The 18,590-nt window shown below is 55.4% G+C and carries 16 protein-coding genes; 2 read left to right on the top strand and 14 right to left on the bottom strand.

The window, feature by feature from the left end; all coding sequences use genetic code 11:
* Window positions 1-96: 96 nt before the first annotated feature.
* Together FJ695_RS02755 and FJ695_RS02760 are read right to left on the bottom strand one after the other, a co-directional pair.
* Window positions 97-2,259, bottom strand: coding sequence for a bifunctional diguanylate cyclase/phosphodiesterase (locus tag FJ695_RS02755; protein ID WP_141184016.1), 2,163 nt, complete (start codon window positions 2,257-2,259; stop codon window positions 97-99).
* Window positions 2,260-2,497: 238 nt separating this feature from the next.
* The gene (locus FJ695_RS02760) at window positions 2,498-3,487 is read right to left on the bottom strand and encodes an ABC transporter substrate-binding protein (protein ID WP_141184017.1); all 990 of its coding nucleotides are present in this window, start codon (window positions 3,485-3,487) and stop codon (window positions 2,498-2,500) included.
* Window positions 3,488-3,924: 437 nt separating this feature from the next.
* On the opposite strand from FJ695_RS02760, the gene FJ695_RS02765 reads away from it, so the two are divergent.
* Complete coding sequence (locus FJ695_RS02765) at window positions 3,925-4,626, top strand: nitroreductase family protein (RefSeq protein ID WP_141184018.1); 702 nt, start codon at window positions 3,925-3,927, stop codon at window positions 4,624-4,626.
* Window positions 4,627-4,658: 32 nt separating this feature from the next.
* Here the strand turns inward: FJ695_RS02765 and FJ695_RS02770 are convergent, their stop codons facing one another.
* From FJ695_RS02770 to FJ695_RS02800, 7 genes are read right to left on the bottom strand one after another with little or no spacing between them, the layout of a single operon-like run.
* A complete protein-coding gene (locus FJ695_RS02770) occupies window positions 4,659-6,494 on the bottom strand; it encodes a V-type ATP synthase subunit A (RefSeq protein ID WP_141184019.1) in 1,836 nt (611 codons plus the stop codon).
* On the bottom strand, window positions 6,491-7,237 hold the full coding sequence (locus FJ695_RS02775; RefSeq protein WP_141184020.1) for a DUF2764 family protein: 747 nt from the start codon (window positions 7,235-7,237) through the stop codon (window positions 6,491-6,493). The genes FJ695_RS02770 and FJ695_RS02775 overlap by 4 nt, the downstream gene beginning before the upstream one ends.
* 2 nt (window positions 7,238-7,239) lie before the next feature.
* Entirely contained in the window at window positions 7,240-7,941 is a 702-nt protein-coding gene (locus tag FJ695_RS02780) for a hypothetical protein (RefSeq protein WP_141184021.1), read from the bottom strand.
* Between the two features lie 9 nt (window positions 7,942-7,950).
* The gene (locus tag FJ695_RS02785; RefSeq protein WP_141184022.1) at window positions 7,951-8,400 is read right to left on the bottom strand and encodes an ATP synthase subunit C; all 450 of its coding nucleotides are present in this window, start codon (window positions 8,398-8,400) and stop codon (window positions 7,951-7,953) included.
* Window positions 8,397-10,190, bottom strand: coding sequence for a V-type ATP synthase subunit I (locus FJ695_RS02790; protein ID WP_141184023.1), 1,794 nt, complete (start codon window positions 10,188-10,190; stop codon window positions 8,397-8,399). Before FJ695_RS02790 ends, FJ695_RS02785 begins: the two co-directional genes overlap by 4 nt.
* Window positions 10,187-10,810 (bottom strand): V-type ATP synthase subunit D, encoded by a 624-nt coding sequence (locus tag FJ695_RS02795; RefSeq protein WP_141184024.1) that lies wholly within the window; start codon window positions 10,808-10,810, stop codon window positions 10,187-10,189. Before FJ695_RS02795 ends, FJ695_RS02790 begins: the two co-directional genes overlap by 4 nt.
* Window positions 10,810-12,189: a V-type ATP synthase subunit B gene (locus FJ695_RS02800; protein WP_141184025.1), complete on the bottom strand. Its 1,380-nt coding sequence runs from the start codon at window positions 12,187-12,189 to the stop codon at window positions 10,810-10,812. The genes FJ695_RS02795 and FJ695_RS02800 overlap by 1 nt, the downstream gene beginning before the upstream one ends.
* A 391-nt stretch (window positions 12,190-12,580) precedes the next feature.
* On the opposite strand from FJ695_RS02800, the gene FJ695_RS02805 reads away from it, so the two are divergent.
* Complete coding sequence (locus tag FJ695_RS02805; protein WP_168206242.1) at window positions 12,581-13,408, top strand: ABC transporter ATP-binding protein; 828 nt, start codon at window positions 12,581-12,583, stop codon at window positions 13,406-13,408.
* A 9-nt stretch (window positions 13,409-13,417) separates the two neighbouring features.
* On the opposite strand, the gene FJ695_RS02810 is transcribed toward FJ695_RS02805, so the two are convergent.
* The 5 genes from FJ695_RS02810 to dctP form a co-directional block, all read right to left on the bottom strand.
* The gene (locus tag FJ695_RS02810; RefSeq protein WP_209010895.1) at window positions 13,418-13,915 is read right to left on the bottom strand and encodes a MaoC family dehydratase; all 498 of its coding nucleotides are present in this window, start codon (window positions 13,913-13,915) and stop codon (window positions 13,418-13,420) included.
* A 32-nt stretch (window positions 13,916-13,947) separates the two neighbouring features.
* The gene (locus FJ695_RS02815) at window positions 13,948-15,207 is read right to left on the bottom strand and encodes an MFS transporter (protein ID WP_141184026.1); all 1,260 of its coding nucleotides are present in this window, start codon (window positions 15,205-15,207) and stop codon (window positions 13,948-13,950) included.
* A gap of 20 nt (window positions 15,208-15,227) precedes the next feature.
* The gene (locus FJ695_RS02820; RefSeq protein WP_141184027.1) at window positions 15,228-16,637 is read right to left on the bottom strand and encodes a TRAP transporter large permease; all 1,410 of its coding nucleotides are present in this window, start codon (window positions 16,635-16,637) and stop codon (window positions 15,228-15,230) included.
* Window positions 16,634-17,233, bottom strand: a complete 600-nt coding sequence (locus FJ695_RS02825) for a TRAP transporter small permease (protein WP_209010896.1) — start codon at window positions 17,231-17,233, stop codon at window positions 16,634-16,636. The genes FJ695_RS02820 and FJ695_RS02825 overlap by 4 nt, the downstream gene beginning before the upstream one ends.
* A 133-nt stretch (window positions 17,234-17,366) precedes the next feature.
* Complete coding sequence (gene dctP / locus FJ695_RS02830) at window positions 17,367-18,404, bottom strand: TRAP transporter substrate-binding protein DctP (protein ID WP_141184028.1); 1,038 nt, start codon at window positions 18,402-18,404, stop codon at window positions 17,367-17,369.
* Window positions 18,405-18,590 lie beyond the last annotated feature (186 nt).

Consider the following 18,590-nt stretch of genomic DNA (forward strand, 5'->3'; position numbering starts at 1 on the left):
TGATGAATCTCGGCACCTTTGCCTTTATCGGCTTTCTCGCCTGGATCGCCCTACGAAAGGCGCCGGGTTCCGAAGACTAATCCATTTCAAAGTCAGCTAGCTGGCCCGTTTCAAGTCGATCATGGAAAGGGGTGCTGGCCGGTCGAACAGGAAACCCTGAAGGTACTCACATCCGGCAGATACCAGAAAATCACGCTGCTCGCCGGTCTCTACCCCTTCGCCGATGGTCTGCATGCCCATCACCTTGGCAATGCTCAAAAGCGTATGCACCAGCATGTCGTCTTCGCTGCTGATACCGATCCGCGCAACGAAGCTCCGGTCGATCTTCATCGTGTTGAAGCGGTACTTGTGCAGATAACTGAGGCTGGAATAACCGGTACCGAAGTCATCAATTGCCAAACCGACATTTAGCTCCTGCAGATCTGAAAAAATCTTCTGCGTGCGCCGGTCTTCCTCCAACATGAGGTCTTCCGTGATTTCCAAAAGCAAACGGTCTGCGGGCAAACCGTATTGCATCAACAAATCCGCAACCTGTTCCGCAAATCCTTCTTTCTGCAGCTGATTGGAGCTGACATTCACCGATACACCTGCGTTTTCCCAGGAGCTGGCGTCCAGGATCGCGCGCTCCAACACCCAAGACCCAATTTCGGGCATCAAGCCAGCTTCCTGAGCAACTGGCAGAAATTCTGCCGGCGAAACCAGGCCGCGCTCCGGATGCCTCCAGCGCAAAAGGGCTTCGGCGTGGGTCGCCCTGCCGGTTTGAGACGCCACGATCGACTGATAGAACAATTCGAACTGGTTTTCCTCAAGCGCCGCAACCAATTCGCAACGCATCTGCCGGCGCTCGCGGCGCGCCTGGTCCATCTTGTCGTCGAAAAACCGGTAGGATCGTTTTCCTTCAGATTTACATCTTTGAAGAGCAACATCCGCCGACCGGATAACATCAAGGATCTCTCGTCCGTGGTCCGGAAAACGGGCAACACCTGCGCTGCATGAGGCATCTATCAACCGCCCCTCGAATTCGACCGGCTCGATTAATGTCTCAAACAACTGGCGCAAGTGTTCCGGAAAATGCTGGCTGGAAACCCGGCCTTCGACCAGGATGACAAATTCATCTCCGCCAATACGGCCGACAAGAGCGTCCGGGCCGAGGGCTTTGCGAATTCGAAGCGCCTGCGACATGATCAACCAATCGCCGGCCATATGGCCATGGATATCATTGACTTCTTTGAGATTATCGAGATCGAGATAAATCAGGCTGGCGCCGTTTTTACGGGCCGAGTCAGACGTAATATGCTGGCCTGCCTTTTTGTAGAAATGCGCGCGCGAAGAAAAACCGGTCATGGAATCGTGGGACGCGGCCTTACGCGCTTCTTGTTCCTGCACCGCCAAATCCTCCTTGGCCTTTGTAATTCGGCGCAGCGCCGCCAGAACCAAAACCAAAATCGCCCCAAGCGACAACAACAGGACCGGGATGGAGGAAACAATGATCGCGGTGGCCTGACTAATCGGGTGCCAAGCGAGATGTCCCAATGTAGTCCCGGCTGAATTCTTCAGCGGAATACCGATCATGTTGTCGGGCACATCCCGAACCAACTCTAGCTGTTCCACCGGTAAAACAGACAGGAGTTCTCCCAAATGCTGTTTATTCAGCTTAAAGACCGAAATCAGGATATGTGGTGCCTGCCTCACCATAGGAATCCCACCGGGATCTGGAACAATCGCGAAGGCTGCAACCAAGCTGAGCGCCTCGTCTACCGAGAGGACGTCCATTGCGGTCAGATCCGCGAACTGCCCGGTATAAGTGACCTGACCGGCCTCATCCGTAACCAGTCCGTTGAGGTAAGCTTTGCGAATTGTTTGGATGGAACCTTCAAAGCCCCCCTTCAAGACAGTTTCAGCCACCGGTTCACCTGATTTCTCGGCGTGATCGCTTGCAAAAATCAGTTTTTCATTTTGATCAATGACTGCCGAATAGTCCGGTGAAAAGTCTCCGACCATGTCCACACCGAAGCGGTTTTCAATCCAGGAAGTATCCGGAGTAGAGACAGTGTTAATGTAGGCAGCGTTCGACGCAGCATAGCGCTCCATTTCGTCAATCAGAGATTGGCGGTGGCTGTCAAAAATCCGCGCGACAGCCGTCACTTCCCGCTGCGCCGTCTCCCCTTCCGCAATCCACACTTTTGCAAAGACAGCGCCAAAAACAATTAAAACAATAGAAAACAACACCGGAACAACTACGGCAGGTGCGGCAAACATAGTATTTATGACAATGCGTCTTTTTCCAGTGTATATCTGGTTATTACCGCAATCTATTTCATCAGAAACATCGGATTTATTGTGAATATTACTCATGACTAATCCAATTTCGCAGCTTGCGTAGCAATTTATAGAAACAAATCTCTAATTTTCTCTCAATACGTGTAGTGGCACACAAAAAAACCGGAGTGGATGTCCACTCCGGCATAGTAAATTTATTGGGGACGCAGCCCTGGTATTAAAGCTTGTCAGTAATCGCTGTAGAGGTTGCGCCTTCGGGCAACTTGGTAATCACCGGTGTAGACCCGCCCTTCAGCAAAGACTGAACAGTCCGGTCATAGGCTTTCATGTCCAACTTGCCGTCAGAGCCGTCAACCAGCTTGACGATCTCACCGACCATCCGGATCTGGTGTTTTTCTGTCTGTGCACCGGTCGCATCGTTTTCCAGAACGATATCCGCGGCTTCTTCCGGGTTCTCGGCAGCATATGCCCAGCCCTTCATGGAAGCGCGGACAAACCGTGCCAGCTTGTCAACCATGGCGTCGTCCTTCAGGCTGTCTTCCAGCACATAAAGGCCGTCTTCCAGTGTTGCTACGCCCTGGTCTTCGTATTTGAAGACGACAAGTTCATCTTCCGGAATGCCTGCATCAATGACCTGCCAATACTCATTGTAGGTCATCGTGGAAATGCAATCTGCCTGTTTCTGCAGCAGCGGATCCACGTTGAAGCCCTGCTTGAGAACTGTGACCCCGTTGTCACCGCCATCAGTCGAAAGACCGAGCTGGCTCATCCAGGACAGGAACGGATATTCATTGCCGAAGAACCAGACACCAAGGGTCTTGCCCTTCAGATCCGGCGGGATTGCAATGCCGGTTTCTTTGCGGCAAGTCAGCATCATACCGGACTTCTTGAACGGCTGAGCGATGTTGACGAGCGGAACACCTTTTTCGCGCGATGCCAAAGCGGACGGCATCCAGTCGATGATCACATCAGCACCGCCACCGGCGATCACCTGCGGCGGAGCGATGTCCGGGCCGCCCGGTTTGATGGTGACATCAAGGTTTTCTTCGTCATAAAAACCTTTGTCTTTGGCCACATAGTAGCCCGCAAACTGTCCTTGTGTGACCCACTTCAGCTGAAGCGTCAGTTCGTCGGCTGCCTGTGCCGCGCTTGCGCACAGACCGGCGCCAAGGACGGTGGCCAGTGCCAGACTTTTGAGTGCCTTCATTGCCATTCCCCTATTGGTTACGGGCAAACCGTGATCGGTCTCGCCCTTCTCTGGAATTCAAACCTTGCCGGGAACATAGGAATGAGCATCTCCCTCACACTCTTGCACATTCCCCGCAATATGATCTGGACGGGCTGCATGGGCTTTTTGCCTTCTTCGCGACCAGTCTGACCATTTGGTCAAGAAAATCTAGAAAGCTGCTGGCTCTCTGGTCAAGGCTATTTTTTAATCAAGAGGTATTTTCACCCTCCAAACTGAAGAAACGGCCCAATTTGGGTCAACTCCCGCCCCGCTGTTCAATCATGGATTGCCATCATGGCCAAAAATCCTGCACTATTTGCCATATGAGTCTTACCGCTTAAAAAATCGGCTGCGGCTTTCTGACTGCTGACCTTCCCATCCTGACGGACTTTCATATTCACGAGCAAGCAATTTCCATGATCGACAAATCGTCACTTGCCTATCAAGCGCTCCCAATGCCGGACCGACGCGACTATTCGGACGAGGACATGCATTCCCGCGCAGAGGCTTTTTACGAAGACGTCCGCGCCCGCCACACCATCCGCCAGTTTTCTGACCGGCCCGTCGATCGCACTGTCATCGAAACCTGCGTCCGGGCAGCTGGGACTGCCCCGAGCGGCGCCAATCAACAGCCATGGCATTTTGTGGCGATCCGCAATCCCGTTCTAAAGCGAAAAATCAGAGAAGCGGCCGAAGAAGAAGAGCGCAAGTTTTATGACGGCGGCGCGGGTGATGCCTGGATCAAGGCTCTGGAACCCATAGGAACCAATGCCGACAAACCGCATCTGGAAATTGCGCCGTGGTTGATTGTGATTTTTGCCCAACGATGGGGCACATACGACGATGGCAGCCGCTACAAACACTACTATGTACCGGAAAGCGTTGGTATTGCGACCGGTGTCCTGATCACGGCTTTGCACCATGCAGGGCTCAGCACACTTACCCACACGCCCAACCCGATGAAGTTTTTAAATGACATTCTCGACCGGCCGGAAGCTGAAAAACCGGTCATGATCCTGGCCGTCGGTCATCCGGCGGAAGACGCCACAGTTCCAGCCGCAGCGAAAATCAAAAAACCGCTCGGCGAGATTTTAAGCGTGTTTGATGTAGAGGATTAGACTGGACAAACGTCCAGCCCAATTCGCCAATATCAAGCTTTCAGGCTCTGTGGAGCGGCTTGAACTCCAGCCTCGATCTTCTTGATCAGGTGCTGCCGCTCCTGGCTGCCATCTGCTGCATAATTGAGGTTTTTGAAGAGCGACGTCTGCTCGGTGAAGAATTGCCGGGCCGCATCTTTGTCCGTAAAATCAAAATCCGTACGAGCAATCCGGTAGACCAGGTCAAACGTCTCCTGCTGGCGGGCAAGCGGCGCAGAGACGTCAACGTCGTCAAACGCATCCTGCTGTAGATAGACCATATCCAGGAACAAGGCCTTTTGCTGAAGGACGAAGTCTTCGGTCGAGACACCTTCTTCACCCGTTACCTGCATCATTCGGGTGATTTCGTCGCCTCTCGACAACAGCTCAATCATCTCCTCAACACGCGGCACCCAATCCGGACCGATGTTTTTATCGTACCAGTCGCCAAGCTGGGTGTGATAGCGGGACCAGGACAGAAGCGGGTCAACGGCAGGGTAAAAGCGTTTGTAGGCGCGTTCAGATGAGAGGCCGAGGAATGTTTTGACCGTACCGAGAGTCGACTGGGTGACCGGTTCTTCGAAGTTTCCGCCCGCGGGAGACACGGTTCCGATCATTGTCAGACTGCCGGTGTCCCCGGTCACGGTCTTAAGCACACCGGCGCGCTCATAGATCCCCTTGATCGCGGAATCGAGATAAGCAGGGAACGCTTCTTCACCCGGGATTTCCTCCAGACGGCCGGAGGTTTCGCGCATCGCCTGTGCCCAGCGCGAGGTACTGTCGGCAATCAAAAGCACGTCATAGCCCATCTGCCGGTAGTATTCGCCAAGGGTGATCCCGGTGTAGATCGACGCTTCGCGGGCCGCGACCGGCATGGAGGAGGTGTTGCAGATGATCACCGTCCGGTCCATCAGCGTCCCGTCGCCGGACGGGTCCGGCTGATCCGGGAATTCGGTGATGGTTTCCACCACCTCCCCGGCCCGTTCCCCGCAGGCGACCACGATCACGATATTGACCGCCGAGAACCTGGAAATCAGAGATTGCAGCACGGTTTTGCCTGCGCCGAAGGGGCCAGGGATACAGCCCATGCCGCCGCGGGCAATCGGGAAGAAGGTATCAATGAGGCGCAAGGTGGTGATCAGCGGTTCGCTCGGATAAAGCCGCTCGCTCCGACCGGCCTTCACCAGGCCTTCCGGGATCGCCCGGCGCACCGGCCAATGCTGCACCATGGTGAGATCCCGGGTTTGGCCCCGGTCGTCTTTCAAAGTGACAACCACCTCATCAATGGTGAAGGTGCCCTCGCGGATCCGCTCTACAGACCAGTCACCTTTGAGGCCAAACGGCACCATAATTTTGTGCTCAAAGCGGCCTTCCGGCACCAGACCCAACGTGTCGCCCGCCTTGACTGCGTCGCCGGATTTCACTTTCGGTTCAAACGCCCATTTCCGGGTCTGGTCGAGCGCGGTGGTCAAAACCCCACGCGGCAGGAAAAACCCATGTTCCGCTGCGATATCGGCGAGCGGGTTCTGAAGCCCATCGAAAACGGTGCTCAATAGACCAGGCCCCAAAGCGACGGACAACATGTCACCACTTTGGATGACCTTGTCGCCGATCCGGACACCGGCGGTATTTTCAAACACCTGCGCTTCGGCAGATTTGCCGCGCACGCGCAGAACTTCAGCCTTCAGATATTCCCGCGCTTTGCCTTCCCGCTCCGGCCCATGCGGGATGATGTAGACCACCTCATTCTTGATGAGCGGTGCATCCCCGATCGGTGCCAGCGTCACAAGGTCGTCCTGAACGGCGATGATTTCCGCGGTTGGCTCGGGAAGCTGTACATGGCTGGTCATGAAGGAACTCCCTCAAGGGATGAAGAGATCTCTGTGAAAATACCGTCTGCAACGGCATCTGATGTTTCGCCGGTTTCTGGAGATAGCGCAGCAGCTACAAGTTTCTCGAGCCGGTCCCGGGCGTCACTTGCATTGTATTCAGACCAGCGCTGCACGATCACCCAGCGCAGGACGTAGATACAGACCGCTTCAAAATCGAACTCATGCACGGTCTCATAATGGGCGAGTTGCCGGAAAACTTCGGTTAGAACCAGACGTTCCATGGCGATGTGATCTTCCGCCTGCATCAACCGGTGCGCTTCGCCAATCCAGGGCATGAAATGCCCAAGACCAAAGGCTGGATCGGTCCAATTGGACTTGATCGCACCGCACCAGCGGCCGTATCCCCATGCCTCGATATTGCCGGCAGTGTCCTGACCCTCCCGGCGGCGGCGCAGGGCGGCAATCAACGTGCGCGTTTCCATGCGGCTTTGGACGAGATGCTGCAGGTCCGGATACTCCTTCAGCTCGCCTACCACCTCTTTTGCGCGTTTGATCACATCCGCATCGTCGTCATATTTGGCTACACCAGCCCAGGCTGTCACCTCGACAACATCTTTGATCAGCTCACCGTGATCGGGCGTCAGCATGGCAAGGCGTTGGCGCAACCGGTATTGGGATATCGGCACGTCTTTGCGCGAAAAGAGCTTGCCCAGATGCGGCAAGCTGGCCACCAGGGCAATATACTGGTGTGGATTGGACATGCTTAGCGCAACACCCCTTCCATAATGGCTCTCAGGCGCGGCTGCAGATGCCGTTTCAAAAGGATTGCCACCGCTTCTTCTGTCAGATCGATCGAGACATCCCGGCCGGTCAGTTTGATTTTTATGCCATCAAATCCGGGTGCGGACGAAAACGTCACGCCGTCCCTCAAGACGTCTCCGGCGAGCGCTATGACAAAATGCGTCAAGGTTCCAGGTTCCACCGCTTCAGGAGACTGTTTGAGTTCCTCAAAGGTCACCACTTTTTCCGGAAGCACAATTTCCATCGGCTCGGTGTCTTCAACAGACGCACTTTCTTTGGCGTTCGCCGCCATGGCCAGGATGAGCTTTTGCAAAAAAGCTTCATCGGCAAGCGTCGTTGCGACCAGCCGTTTAGCTTCCTGCTGGATCCGTTCGCCAAGTTCATTGCGCATGTTCAAAACGAGATCGCGCGCAGCCACTTTCAAACCGTCTTCGGTCGCTGCTTTTTCCTGCGCGGCCTCAGCACGGGCAGTTGTCAACAGCGCATTGGCTTTTTTCTCTGCGTCGACAATCAGCGCTTCGGCTTTTGCCTTAGCCTTTTCAAGAATGGTGTCCGCTTCGGACTGGCCGGCAGCAACGCCTTCGGTTTTTAACCTGTCGATGAGCGCCTGGACGCCAGCACCAGCAGCGGTTTCCAGATCCCCGGCGGGTTTTGTGTCTGCCATATCCGCCTCCTAACTCGGCATTGAGCCGGCGAGCACCAGGGCAAAAACCAGCGCAAACACGGAAAAGCCTTCCAGAACGGCCGCAGGCGCCAAGGAAATACCGAAGATTTCCGGCTTGGCCTTGGACGCGTGGATCGCCGACGCCAGCACTTCTCCTTGACGGATGCCGGTGAACAGCATGGTGAAGCCCGATAGGACACCAATGCCGAACATGGCGGCGCCATTGGCCGCATCAACAGTTGCCGCCTGAAGCGAGAACATGATCACGATGCCGTAGATCACCTGGGATGACGGCATCAAGGAGACACCGATGAACCGGCCATAGCCGCCATCGCTGTCGAGCATCGCTCCGATCGCCGCGCTGCCGCCAAGGGCGCAGCCCCAGGCACTGCCGATCGCACCCAGAGCCACCGGCGCATAAAGCCCAAACCAACCGAGCGCCACAACGAATTCGTTCACAGGCGTGTCTCCTCTTTTTTGAATGGACGGAAGGGTGTGCCCTCGTCTTTCAAACCCCAATTGAAAAATTCAATGACATTCAGGCGCAGGCCATGGACACAGCCTGCGATTAAACCAAGTCCGATGTTGATGGCGTGGCCGATCACCAGCACAAAAATGGCAATCAGCAGGCCAATGCCCGGAACCGAGTCATTCAGTTGGCTGGACAGATTGTTGATGGTTTCAGCCAAAGAAGCGGCAGCCAGCCCGAGGGCGAACAGACGCATGTAGCTGAGGACATCGGAGAAGATGTTGACGACCCGGAAGAGGGACGCCAATCCGTCAAACACGCGCAACCCGCCGGAAGACAGCGAATCCACTTTGCGATCGCTGCCGAAGAATCCGACGGTCAAAAGTCCTAAAATGACGGCTCCCGGGCCAAGAGTGGCAAAAACTGTTCCCTGACCTAGGAATGTCGCTAGCCCGCCCAGCGCCACAAGGCACCAGCCGAGCGGCTGCATACGTCCCGCCATACCCGCTTCATTGAAACTGCGCATCACATTGGCCAGCACGATGTGAACCACGCCAATGGTCAACGTCAGTTTCATCATCGTGTCGACGTCTTTGAGGTTCATGAATTTCAGCTTGGCGAGAAAGGTGCCTTCCGGAGGAACCAGCCCGAAATAACTGCCTGTTGCCACACCAAAAGCTGTGACAGATGCCATCAGCCACATGGACATGCGCAGCAAACGCCGGCTTTGGGCAGATCCTTCAAACCGTTTTCGGTAAAGGTACAAGACAGCGAGCAACAACAGACCGTAACCGGCATCGGTCATGATCATTCCGAAGAAGATCACAAAGGAGATATAGACGATGACCGACGGATCCCAATCCCGGTACCCGGGCGTCTGGTAGAACTCGACCAGATCCTCACCGGCTGCAAGACCGGGTCTATTTTCCAAAAGGGTTGGCGGTTTATCGTCTTCGGAAACTTCGTCAAAAACAGCAGCCACACCCAATTCAACAGCCAGATTTTCGATCTCAGGGACCTGATTCTCACGGGCCCAGGCCTGAAGGACAAACACACGGCCAATATCACCAGTTTCCAGACCGGCGCGCCGGCGGGCAGCCTGATCGCGGGCAGATGCCAGATTGCGTGCCAAAAGGTACCGCCACTTGGTCAAAACCTGACGGCGCAGCTGCAGGCCTTCCAGCTCGATTGCTGCTTCCTCGAGCTTGCGCTTGAGGGTGGACAACGAAACAGCGCCGACGTGTATGCGCGGCACAGGCATCGCGCTGGCATCCGGCTCTTCTCGTGCCAGCAGCACCACATAAGCGCGATAAGCGTCTCGGTGCACGATCTGCAGGGTTTTATCGCTAAGGTCTATGTCACGCAGTTTTCCCGTCGGAACCACATAGAACCAGAGCCGGTTGCCTTTCAGCTCCTCAAGGTCGCTGAAACTGAATTCCCCCCACGGCTCGACGTCATGAACTCTCTTTTTGAGTTTCGCGAGCCGGTCTTCGCACGCCTTGATCGCCTGCCGGTTTTGAACCGATTGCGTCACAATCTCATTGAGATCGAAGCCTTCCGGATCCGTGACTTGTAATCGCTGCACGGGAGCATCCACCAGCCAGCGCAAAGCTTCAACCGCTTCCCGGCCTGTTCCGGGTGGAACGGCCTCCAGTTCCTTTTGTGCATCGCTCAACGGGATGAGATGAAGCGCACCGAAAGCTTGTGTGGCTTCCAGAACTTCATCCTTGTCTTCCAGAACACCAACAAGGCTGACTTTGGTGAGGGGGACAATACTCATAGGTCGGCCATCCCCTCCACCGCGCTGCGGGCTGCGGTTTTGCGTTTGGAGATTTTAGCCCGGACCACAGCATCGCGTTCCGCATCGGCGAGTGCCATCCGGATTTTTTTGATGTTTTGTTCTGCCTGCGGGATCAGCACCTTTTCAAACAGATTAACCCGGCGCGATATCACCGCCTCGGCTTCAATCAGCTTGGCGATCCGTTCCCGCGCGACTTCGCGTTCCAAATTGAGCCGCAACAACTCTTTGAGGCCGTTAACGGCTGGATCGACCCAATGCGGCCGTGCCAGACGCGAATAGGGTTTCACCTCAACATCAATGGATTCGAGCGTTGGAAGCCGGGTTCCAGAGAGGTTCTGTTCGCCGCGTTCCACAGACTTCAGGGTCACCAAGCCTTCGACCGGAACCTGTGTATTGGCGAGCATCGGCAGGGACTTGGCGATTTCATCGAAGCGGCGGTCGTATTCCCGATCGAGCCGAACAGCCGCTTCTTTGGCTTTCGCCCGCTCGGCCATGATCTGCAAACGCTTCAGCTCAAGAGACGGCAAAAAACGTTTGTATTCAGAAAGATGTGCGCTCTCCCTGGCCAGGGACGATTTGTTGAGCGCCAGCTTTGCCATCAGGCTGCCTCCCCATCCGCATCATTTTTTGACGTGGCCGGAACGGTTTTTTCTCCAGGGTAATACTTGTCGATCAGGGCTTGCTTCATCAAAAGCTGTTCGGGCAGGAAACATTCAGCCAGCGTCTGCCAACACAAATCCAGGGCTTCTTCGAGTGGCTTGGACACCTCGATATCCATAAACCGTTCGCGGAAAAGCGCACCGAACTTCAGAAGCTGATGGTCGTAATCTGAGAGTTCAAACGCCATCGACTGCTTTTGTTCGGCGTCCCTGGCGCCAGAATAAAACCGGATCATGGTGTTCATGATCTGGTTGTGATCTTCACGCGTCACCTTGCCGATGACATGTTGTTTCAGGCGAGACAGAGAACCAAACGGGTCAAGCACACCGCTGTGCAGATAAAACTGACCCTCGGTGATGTAACCGGTGTTATCAGGTACTGGATGGGTGACATCGTTACCGGGCATTGTGGTGACGGTGAGGATAGTCACCGAGCCGGATCCCTTGAAATCGCAGGCTTTTTCATACCGGCGCGCCAGCTGGGAATAGAGATCTCCTGGATACCCGCGGTTTGCGGGAACCCGTTCCATGGCGATGGAAACTTCCTTCATGGCGTCCGCAAAGGCGGTCATGTCAGTCAATAGGACCAGGACCCGCTTACCTTCTTCAACCGCAAACTTTTCAGCCACGGCCAGCGCCATGTCGGGAACTTGCAAACGTTCGACTACCGGATCGGACGCCTGGTTGATGAACATCACTGTGCGCGGAAAGACGCCGGCATCCTCGAACTGTTTGCGGAAGAACGCATAGTCATCAAAGATCAGGCCCAAGCCACCAAAGACCACGATGTCTGCATCTGCCTGAATGCCAATGCGGGCCAGGAACGCGTTGTAGGGTTCTCCCGAGACCGAAAAGATCGGGATCTTCTGGCTTTCCACCAAACAGTTGAAGATGTCAATCATCGGAACATCGGTGCGGATCATGCGTGACGCGAGCACCCGCTTCATCGGATTGGCCGATGGCCCGCCAATCGGCACCGTCGGGTCGGTCGACAGGTCCGGTCCCTGATCGATCGGATGCCCGGCACCGTCAAAAACCCGGCCGAGAATATTGTCGGAGTAGGTAACCTTCGCTGCTTCCCCTAAAAACCGGACGGACGCGTTGTTGGCCAATCCCTTCGTTCCGGAATTCACCTGCAACGACACCATGTCTTGGTCGATATTGATGACCTGGGCGAGGGACGTCGTGCCATCACCGGCTTCCACAATAGCCAAGTCACCAAGGCAGGGGCGGCCTTCGGCCTCACTTTTTGTGGAGGACACCCTGATGCGGATGATATCTCCAACGATGTCAACGATCCGGGTATGTGAGACAAGCATGCGTACCCTCGCGTTTTATGGCCAACTGGACATCCCAGCTGTTAAACATAATCTGAACCACGCACGGCACTTTTCGCAAGGTTAATTATCTATAGCGAGTTTCAACCCGCGAAAGTTGGGGTGGGGATCGATCAAATGATGTTTCAACTTCATCTCAGTTAAGAGCAGCGTCCGTTACGCTGGTATGACACTGATCAAACCGCGTTCTGTTTTTTGAAAAACGGGATGTTGGCCAGACTGCTGGCCGCTTTAGCGCCTGGCCACAAGCTGGCGAAACCGTCCCAGCTAAGCAAAGCGATGAACGCGATTTTTCTAACAGCGGCAGCAGAGATGATTTAAAGAGGACCTATAGATCCATTCAGGCTGACACCAACCGGGCAATAACCTTCCTATGGACACGGGCACTCCACACAGCGCAGCGGCAAATAGTTTTCAGGTGATGGCGGACCGGCCGGCTCCCATCGTGTCTTTAAAAGAGATTTCCAAGTCTTTTGAGAATGGCACCACGGCCTTGAACGATTTCTCACTCGATATCTGCAAGGGAGAATTTGTATCTCTGCTCGGTCCATCCGGATGCGGGAAATCTACCGCTTTGAGGATCATCACCGGGCTTACAGCCCCCTCGTCGGGAAAAGTGACCTGGCCGCTTGAAGCACCACAAGAAACCGATCACGAGCTGAGTTTTGTGTTTCAAGAACCCACCCTGATGCCCTGGTCGACGGTCTTCGGTAATGTCTATTTGCCGCTGCGCCTCAAGGGACTTTCAAAAAAGGCAGCGCGCGGTGATGTTATGGACGCTTTGAAGATGGTGGGCCTTGCGGAAGCGGCCGACAGCTATCCAAGGGAACTCTCCGGCGGCATGAAGATGCGCGTTTCCATCGCCCGGGCGCTGGTGACCAAACCCAAAATTCTCTTGATGGACGAACCCTTTGCCGCGCTGGATGAAATCACCCGTTTCAAGCTCAACAATGATCTTTTAGAGCTTTGGCAGTCCTTTGGCCTGACCGTTGTGTTCGTGACGCATTCAGTGTTTGAATCCGTCTATCTCTCCAACCGGATCGTCGTCATGGCAGCCCGGCCCGGCCGGATTTTTAGTGACCTCAACATCCACGCGCCCTACCCACGCGATGAAGCGTTTCGGACTTCAACGGCCTATGCCGGGTTTTGCCGGGAGATCTCCGAAACACTGCACAGCGCAATGACTGCGTCCGAAACCTAACGTTGCCGTTTAGGCAACCGGTCGTTTGCGCAGCAAATAGCGGTGTTCGCCGGAAAGCACTGTTACCCCCTCCTGATTGCGCACGGTCGCGGCCATGACGACAACACCGGTGGTGTTTTGTTCAATCAGGTCGGAAATCACCAGATCCGAATAAAGCGTGTCATCCACATAGACAGGTTTTAAGAACTTGCACTCCAGCCCAATAAATCCAATGAGGGCATCGGCGACTTCTTCTGGAAAGGTCCCGGCACCCGCAGCCGACTGGATCAAAACCTGCATGCCATGCGCGAGCATGTCTTTGTGGCCAATCGATTGGCAATATGGCCGGTCATAGTGGATCGGGTCATTATCGCCTGACGCGAGTTGAAAAGCTGCAAACAGGGCATCAGTCTGGGTCCTTGAGGGCAGCGCATAACGCCGGCCAACCTCAAGATCTTCAAAATAGAGCGACGGTCCTGGCCGATGGTCCGCCGGTGTCCAGTCCGAGCCCGTCATTTGAGCTGCCATGGCATGTTCCTTCCAATCTTTTTGCTTTGAATTCATTGTGTTTCACCAATCTGGTCCCGCTCTGTCCAGCGCCCTACTGACAAGGGTTTGATGCACCAGAACAGCGTGATGCCGATAAGAGAGGTAGCGATGGAGAGTGCAAACCCTGCTCCGTAATCACCTGTATGATCGTAAAGCACACCAGAGAGCCAGCCGCCGAAGGCGCCTCCGAGACCAAGACCAATGGTGGTGGCGCCATAAATGGCAGCGACATTTTCTGGATAAAGCCTTGCAACCAGAGCAGATACTGCCGGACCACGAGAGCCCATCGCCGCACCGAAGACCACAACGAACCCAACTAGGGTAACGAGGCTGCGTTCTTCCTGAAGATGCCACAACATGGCAACGCCCAGCGCAGACAAGATGTAGCCGACGGTCACCGAATTTCGCTGGCCGAACCGGTCGCTGGCCCAGCCAAAACTGACCAGCCCGACCACCGACATCGCCCCCACAGCCCCATAGGCTGAGGCAGCCACAATCGGGCTAAAGCCCACGGCAACAAAATAGGCAACGGCCTGAAGCATCACAGACCAAACCGTGACTGAAGCCAAAAACAAGGTGGCAAACAAGCCCCAGAATGCGGGATGGCGAAGAATAGCTGGACTCAAACCGAAACTACGGGGTGTCTTGCGGCTTTGGATATGATCGGCACCTGTTCCCATGGCCCGCCAGGGCAGCAGCCAGATCACCGGAACCATGGCAAGACTTGCATATCCCAAGACGCCATAGGCCGTGCGCCAATCCGTTGCTTCGATGAGGATTTGAGTAAGCGGGACAATGACCACCATGCCGGCTGGAATGCCGGTGTAGGCGAGCGCGTTGGCGAGAGTGATCCGGCGCTCAAACCAGCGGCTGACAAGGCCGGAGGCCACCGTCATGCCGGTGGCCGAAATACCGATCCCGGTCATAATGCCGAGCCCTAGGATTGCCTGCCAAAGCGCCTCCATGAAACTTGCCAGCAGAAACCCTGCCCCGAACAGACAGACGCCAGCGGTATAGACCGGTCGTGGACCGAACCGGTCGAAGATCATGCCTATTAGAGGGGCGGAAAGGCCGATGGTTGCCATGTAGGCGAAATAGATCGTGCCATAGGTGCTGCGGCTCCAGCCGAGGTCACTCGTCACGGGCAGAAGAAACACTGCAAACGTCTCGCTGACGCCCCGGGAAAAGAAATTCATCGCTGCGCAAAAAACCAGAACCGCGATGGCGGCTCTGGTCATTTCACGTGTGTGCGGCACTGACCGCTGTAACATATAGATCCAGTCTCCTCAGATCAGTTCATCATGCTGGGCAGCCACGTGATGATCTGCGGGAAGGCAATCAGGCCCGCGATGGTCAGAACATCAGCAATGAAAAACAGAAAAATACCGCGGAAAACGTCGGACAAGGCAATGTCCGGCCGTACCCCGTTGACGACAAAACAATTGATCCCAATGGGTGGCGTGATCAGACAAACCTCGGCCATCTTCACGACGATGATGCCGAACCAGATGCTGGCCTGGGTTCCGGTCATGCCAAAGGCGCTGTCAGCAGCACTCACATCCGGACCGCCATTCAGCGCGATCACCGCAGGATAGACAACCGGCAAGGTCAGGAGCAAAAGCCCGATTGCGTCCATAAACATGCCGAGCACCACATAGCCCATGAGAATAGCGGCAAGAATCAAATAGGGATCGGCATTCCAGGACAAAATCCAGTTGGCGAAGGTTTCCGGAAGACCGGAAAAGCCAAGAAAACGGCCGAAGATCAACACGCCCCAGATCAACGAGAAGATCATCACCACCAATTTGGAGGTTTCCATCAGCGCGGCTTTGAGGCTTGGCCAGCGCATGCCGTTGATCCAGGCCATGACAAGCACGATGAACGCGCCCAGCGCACCGGCCTCCGTTGGCGCAGCCCAGCCGGTGTAGATCGCGCTGATAATGATCACCACAACGGCGGCAATTGGCAGGACACCAGGCAAAGACCGGAATCGTTCCGACCAGCTTATCCCGCGGACGGGTGGACCGGCTTCGGGCCGGAATTTGGCCCATAAAACAATGATCGCCGCATAGATCGCCGCCGAGAAGAGACCGGGTAGGAACCCTGCGAGCAACAGAGCCCCAACTGACTCTTCTACGATGATAGCGTAGATAACCAGGATCGCTGATGGCGGGATCAGCGAGGCCAGGGTGCCACCCGCAGCCACCACACCAGCGGCCAGCTTCCGGTCGTAACCCTCTTTCAGCATTTCCGGGATGGCGACCCGGGAAAAGACTGCGGTGGTGGCCACTGAAGCGCCGGAAACCGCCGCAAACCCAGCAGTTGCAAAGACGGTGGCAACGGCCAGGCCGCCCGGCAACCAACCGATCCAGGCCCTAGCCGCCGCAAAGAGCTGGGAGGTCATCCCGGCGTGAAACGCCAGATAGCCAATCAAGATAAAAACCGGAATGAGCCCCAGCACAAAGCTGACCGACTTGGAATGGGGAATGGAGCCGATGCTGCCGGCTGCCGCGGTCCAGCCAATGAGTTCAACAAGGCCAATCAACCCAACGAGTCCGGCGGCGAACACCACCCGGACGCCCATTACAACAAAGACCAGCAAAAGCCCCATGCAAATCACCCCGACGAGCGCCGGATTGCTGTAGCCAATGCCAAAGAAAACAGCAGGAGCCCCGCTGGTCAGGGTTTCAAAGAAGCTCATTTCCCGCCTCCCGCGCTGGAGGCTTCGTCTTCGGCATGTTCGGCCGCCGATTTGATGATCGGTACGGCCACAGGATCCGCTTTTGGCCAAAGGAACAGCCTGAGAAATCCAATGAGCTGCAACGTCAGGCGCACAAACCAAATGGAAAAAGCGAAGGGGACCAGGAATTTAGAGGGCCAAGTCGGAATACCGTAATCATAGGTCGTGTCGCCGACCTCCCAAGCGTCATAAAAGAAGTTCCAGCTGTAGCGGATCAGAACGGCAATCAGCAGCATGGCCAACAGTGTTCCGATGGCCTCAAGAAGCCAGCGCAACCGGCCATGAGTTGCCCCAATGATCATGTCCATCCGGATGTGGGCGCCATACCGCTGGGCGTAGGCCACGCCCAGAAACGCAAAAACTGCGATTGCTTGTTCGGAAGCTTCCAGAAATCCAGGAATCGGATAACCGGCAAGGCGGCAAAAGATTTGGCATGTGGTCACCAGCATCACAACGAAGATCGTCAAGGCGGCGAAGATGTTGAGCGCATCTTCCACGGCGCCCAAACCGCGATTTAGATTGAAGAGAATGGCGCCGTCGCCGTGTGGTCCGGTCATATCGGGTGTCAGTTCCGTATTTTTCTTAAATAGAGGCGCAGCTAGAAGCGGACCTGAAAGTGTCGGCTGTGTTTATCAGAAACGAACTGCAGTTTGAAAAAGGCACCAGCTTTGCTGGTGCCTTACGAGCTAATCAGCTGCCGCTGCCAGCCGACATAACGGTGTCAAGCACACCTTGGGCGTCAAATTTTTCCTGATTGTCAGCCACCCACTGGCGCCAGATCGGCTCACCGGCAACCTTCTGGAATTCCTCCCGGGTTGCCGCGTCGTAGGTGACTTCAGTCAGCGCCTCGCGGAAGATCGGCAGATATTTTTCATCCGCTTTGCCATAGGCCGTGCGGTAAACGTTATCGACTTCCGGCAGGAGGGTCTGCAGAAGGTCCTTATATTGCTGCGGCAATTTTTCGTGGGCGGTTTTGTTCAAGACGATCGGGCAATCCGCCGTTCCCGGTTGGAGATTGCCGGTAAACCATTTTGCCACTTCCTGAAGCTTGTAAGCGCCGTGGGCGTAGGTGAAGGGGAAGGAAACCGCATCCGCGATACCCCGCTGCAGGGCCGTATAAACTTCGGTTGCGGGCATGGACTGGCGCACTGCGCCTAGTTTTTCCATTGCCAAGCCAACACCGCCACCGGCACGGACACGCAGACCGTTCCAGTCATCCAGCTTCTGCGGCGGTTCACCGGTCCCCATGAACTCATATTGAGGCAGATGGGTTGAAGTGTAGGTGATCGCGTTCCAGCGCTCCAGATCCGCGACAACGGCGGGATGATCGTAGAGCGCCCCGCGAACGGCAATCGAGGTATCAAAATTCTTAATCGGCAGGAACGGCAGGCTCATCACCATCAGCGCTGGTGTCTTGGCCGGATGATAGAAGTTGCAGACGATCGCCGCTTCAAAGGCATTGACCTTCATGCCATCTAGATTTTCTTTCGCCTTGGAGAGCTGGTTTCCATAAAAGATCTTCAGCTGGAACTTGCCGTCAGTTTCCTCCGCGAGCCGGGCGGCCAGATGTTCAGGGCCCGCCGTCAGAGCGCGGGATTTCCCCCAGACGGAGAATTTCCAGAAAACCGAGGGTCCCTCAACGTTTGCCGCCAAACCAGGTTGCGCCAACAATCCAGACAATAAACCTGCGGCGACAGCGCTGCACACGGCGTGTTTGATACGCTTCATTTTACTTCCTCCCAAGTGATGACCGCCGGTCTACCGGCACGCGGGCTCTAAGCCCTTTCCGTCTCCGTCCGCTTCATCATCCCGCTGGCTCGATCTCCAGAACCGGTGACTTCACATTCGACTTTGTTCTTATTTATGGACTAAATGATCATATATCGAGACATATGTCCAGCGGTCACAACATTT

This window comes from Labrenzia sp. PHM005 (genome assembly GCF_006517275.1).
Taxonomy (GTDB): domain Bacteria; phylum Pseudomonadota; class Alphaproteobacteria; order Rhizobiales; family Stappiaceae; genus Roseibium.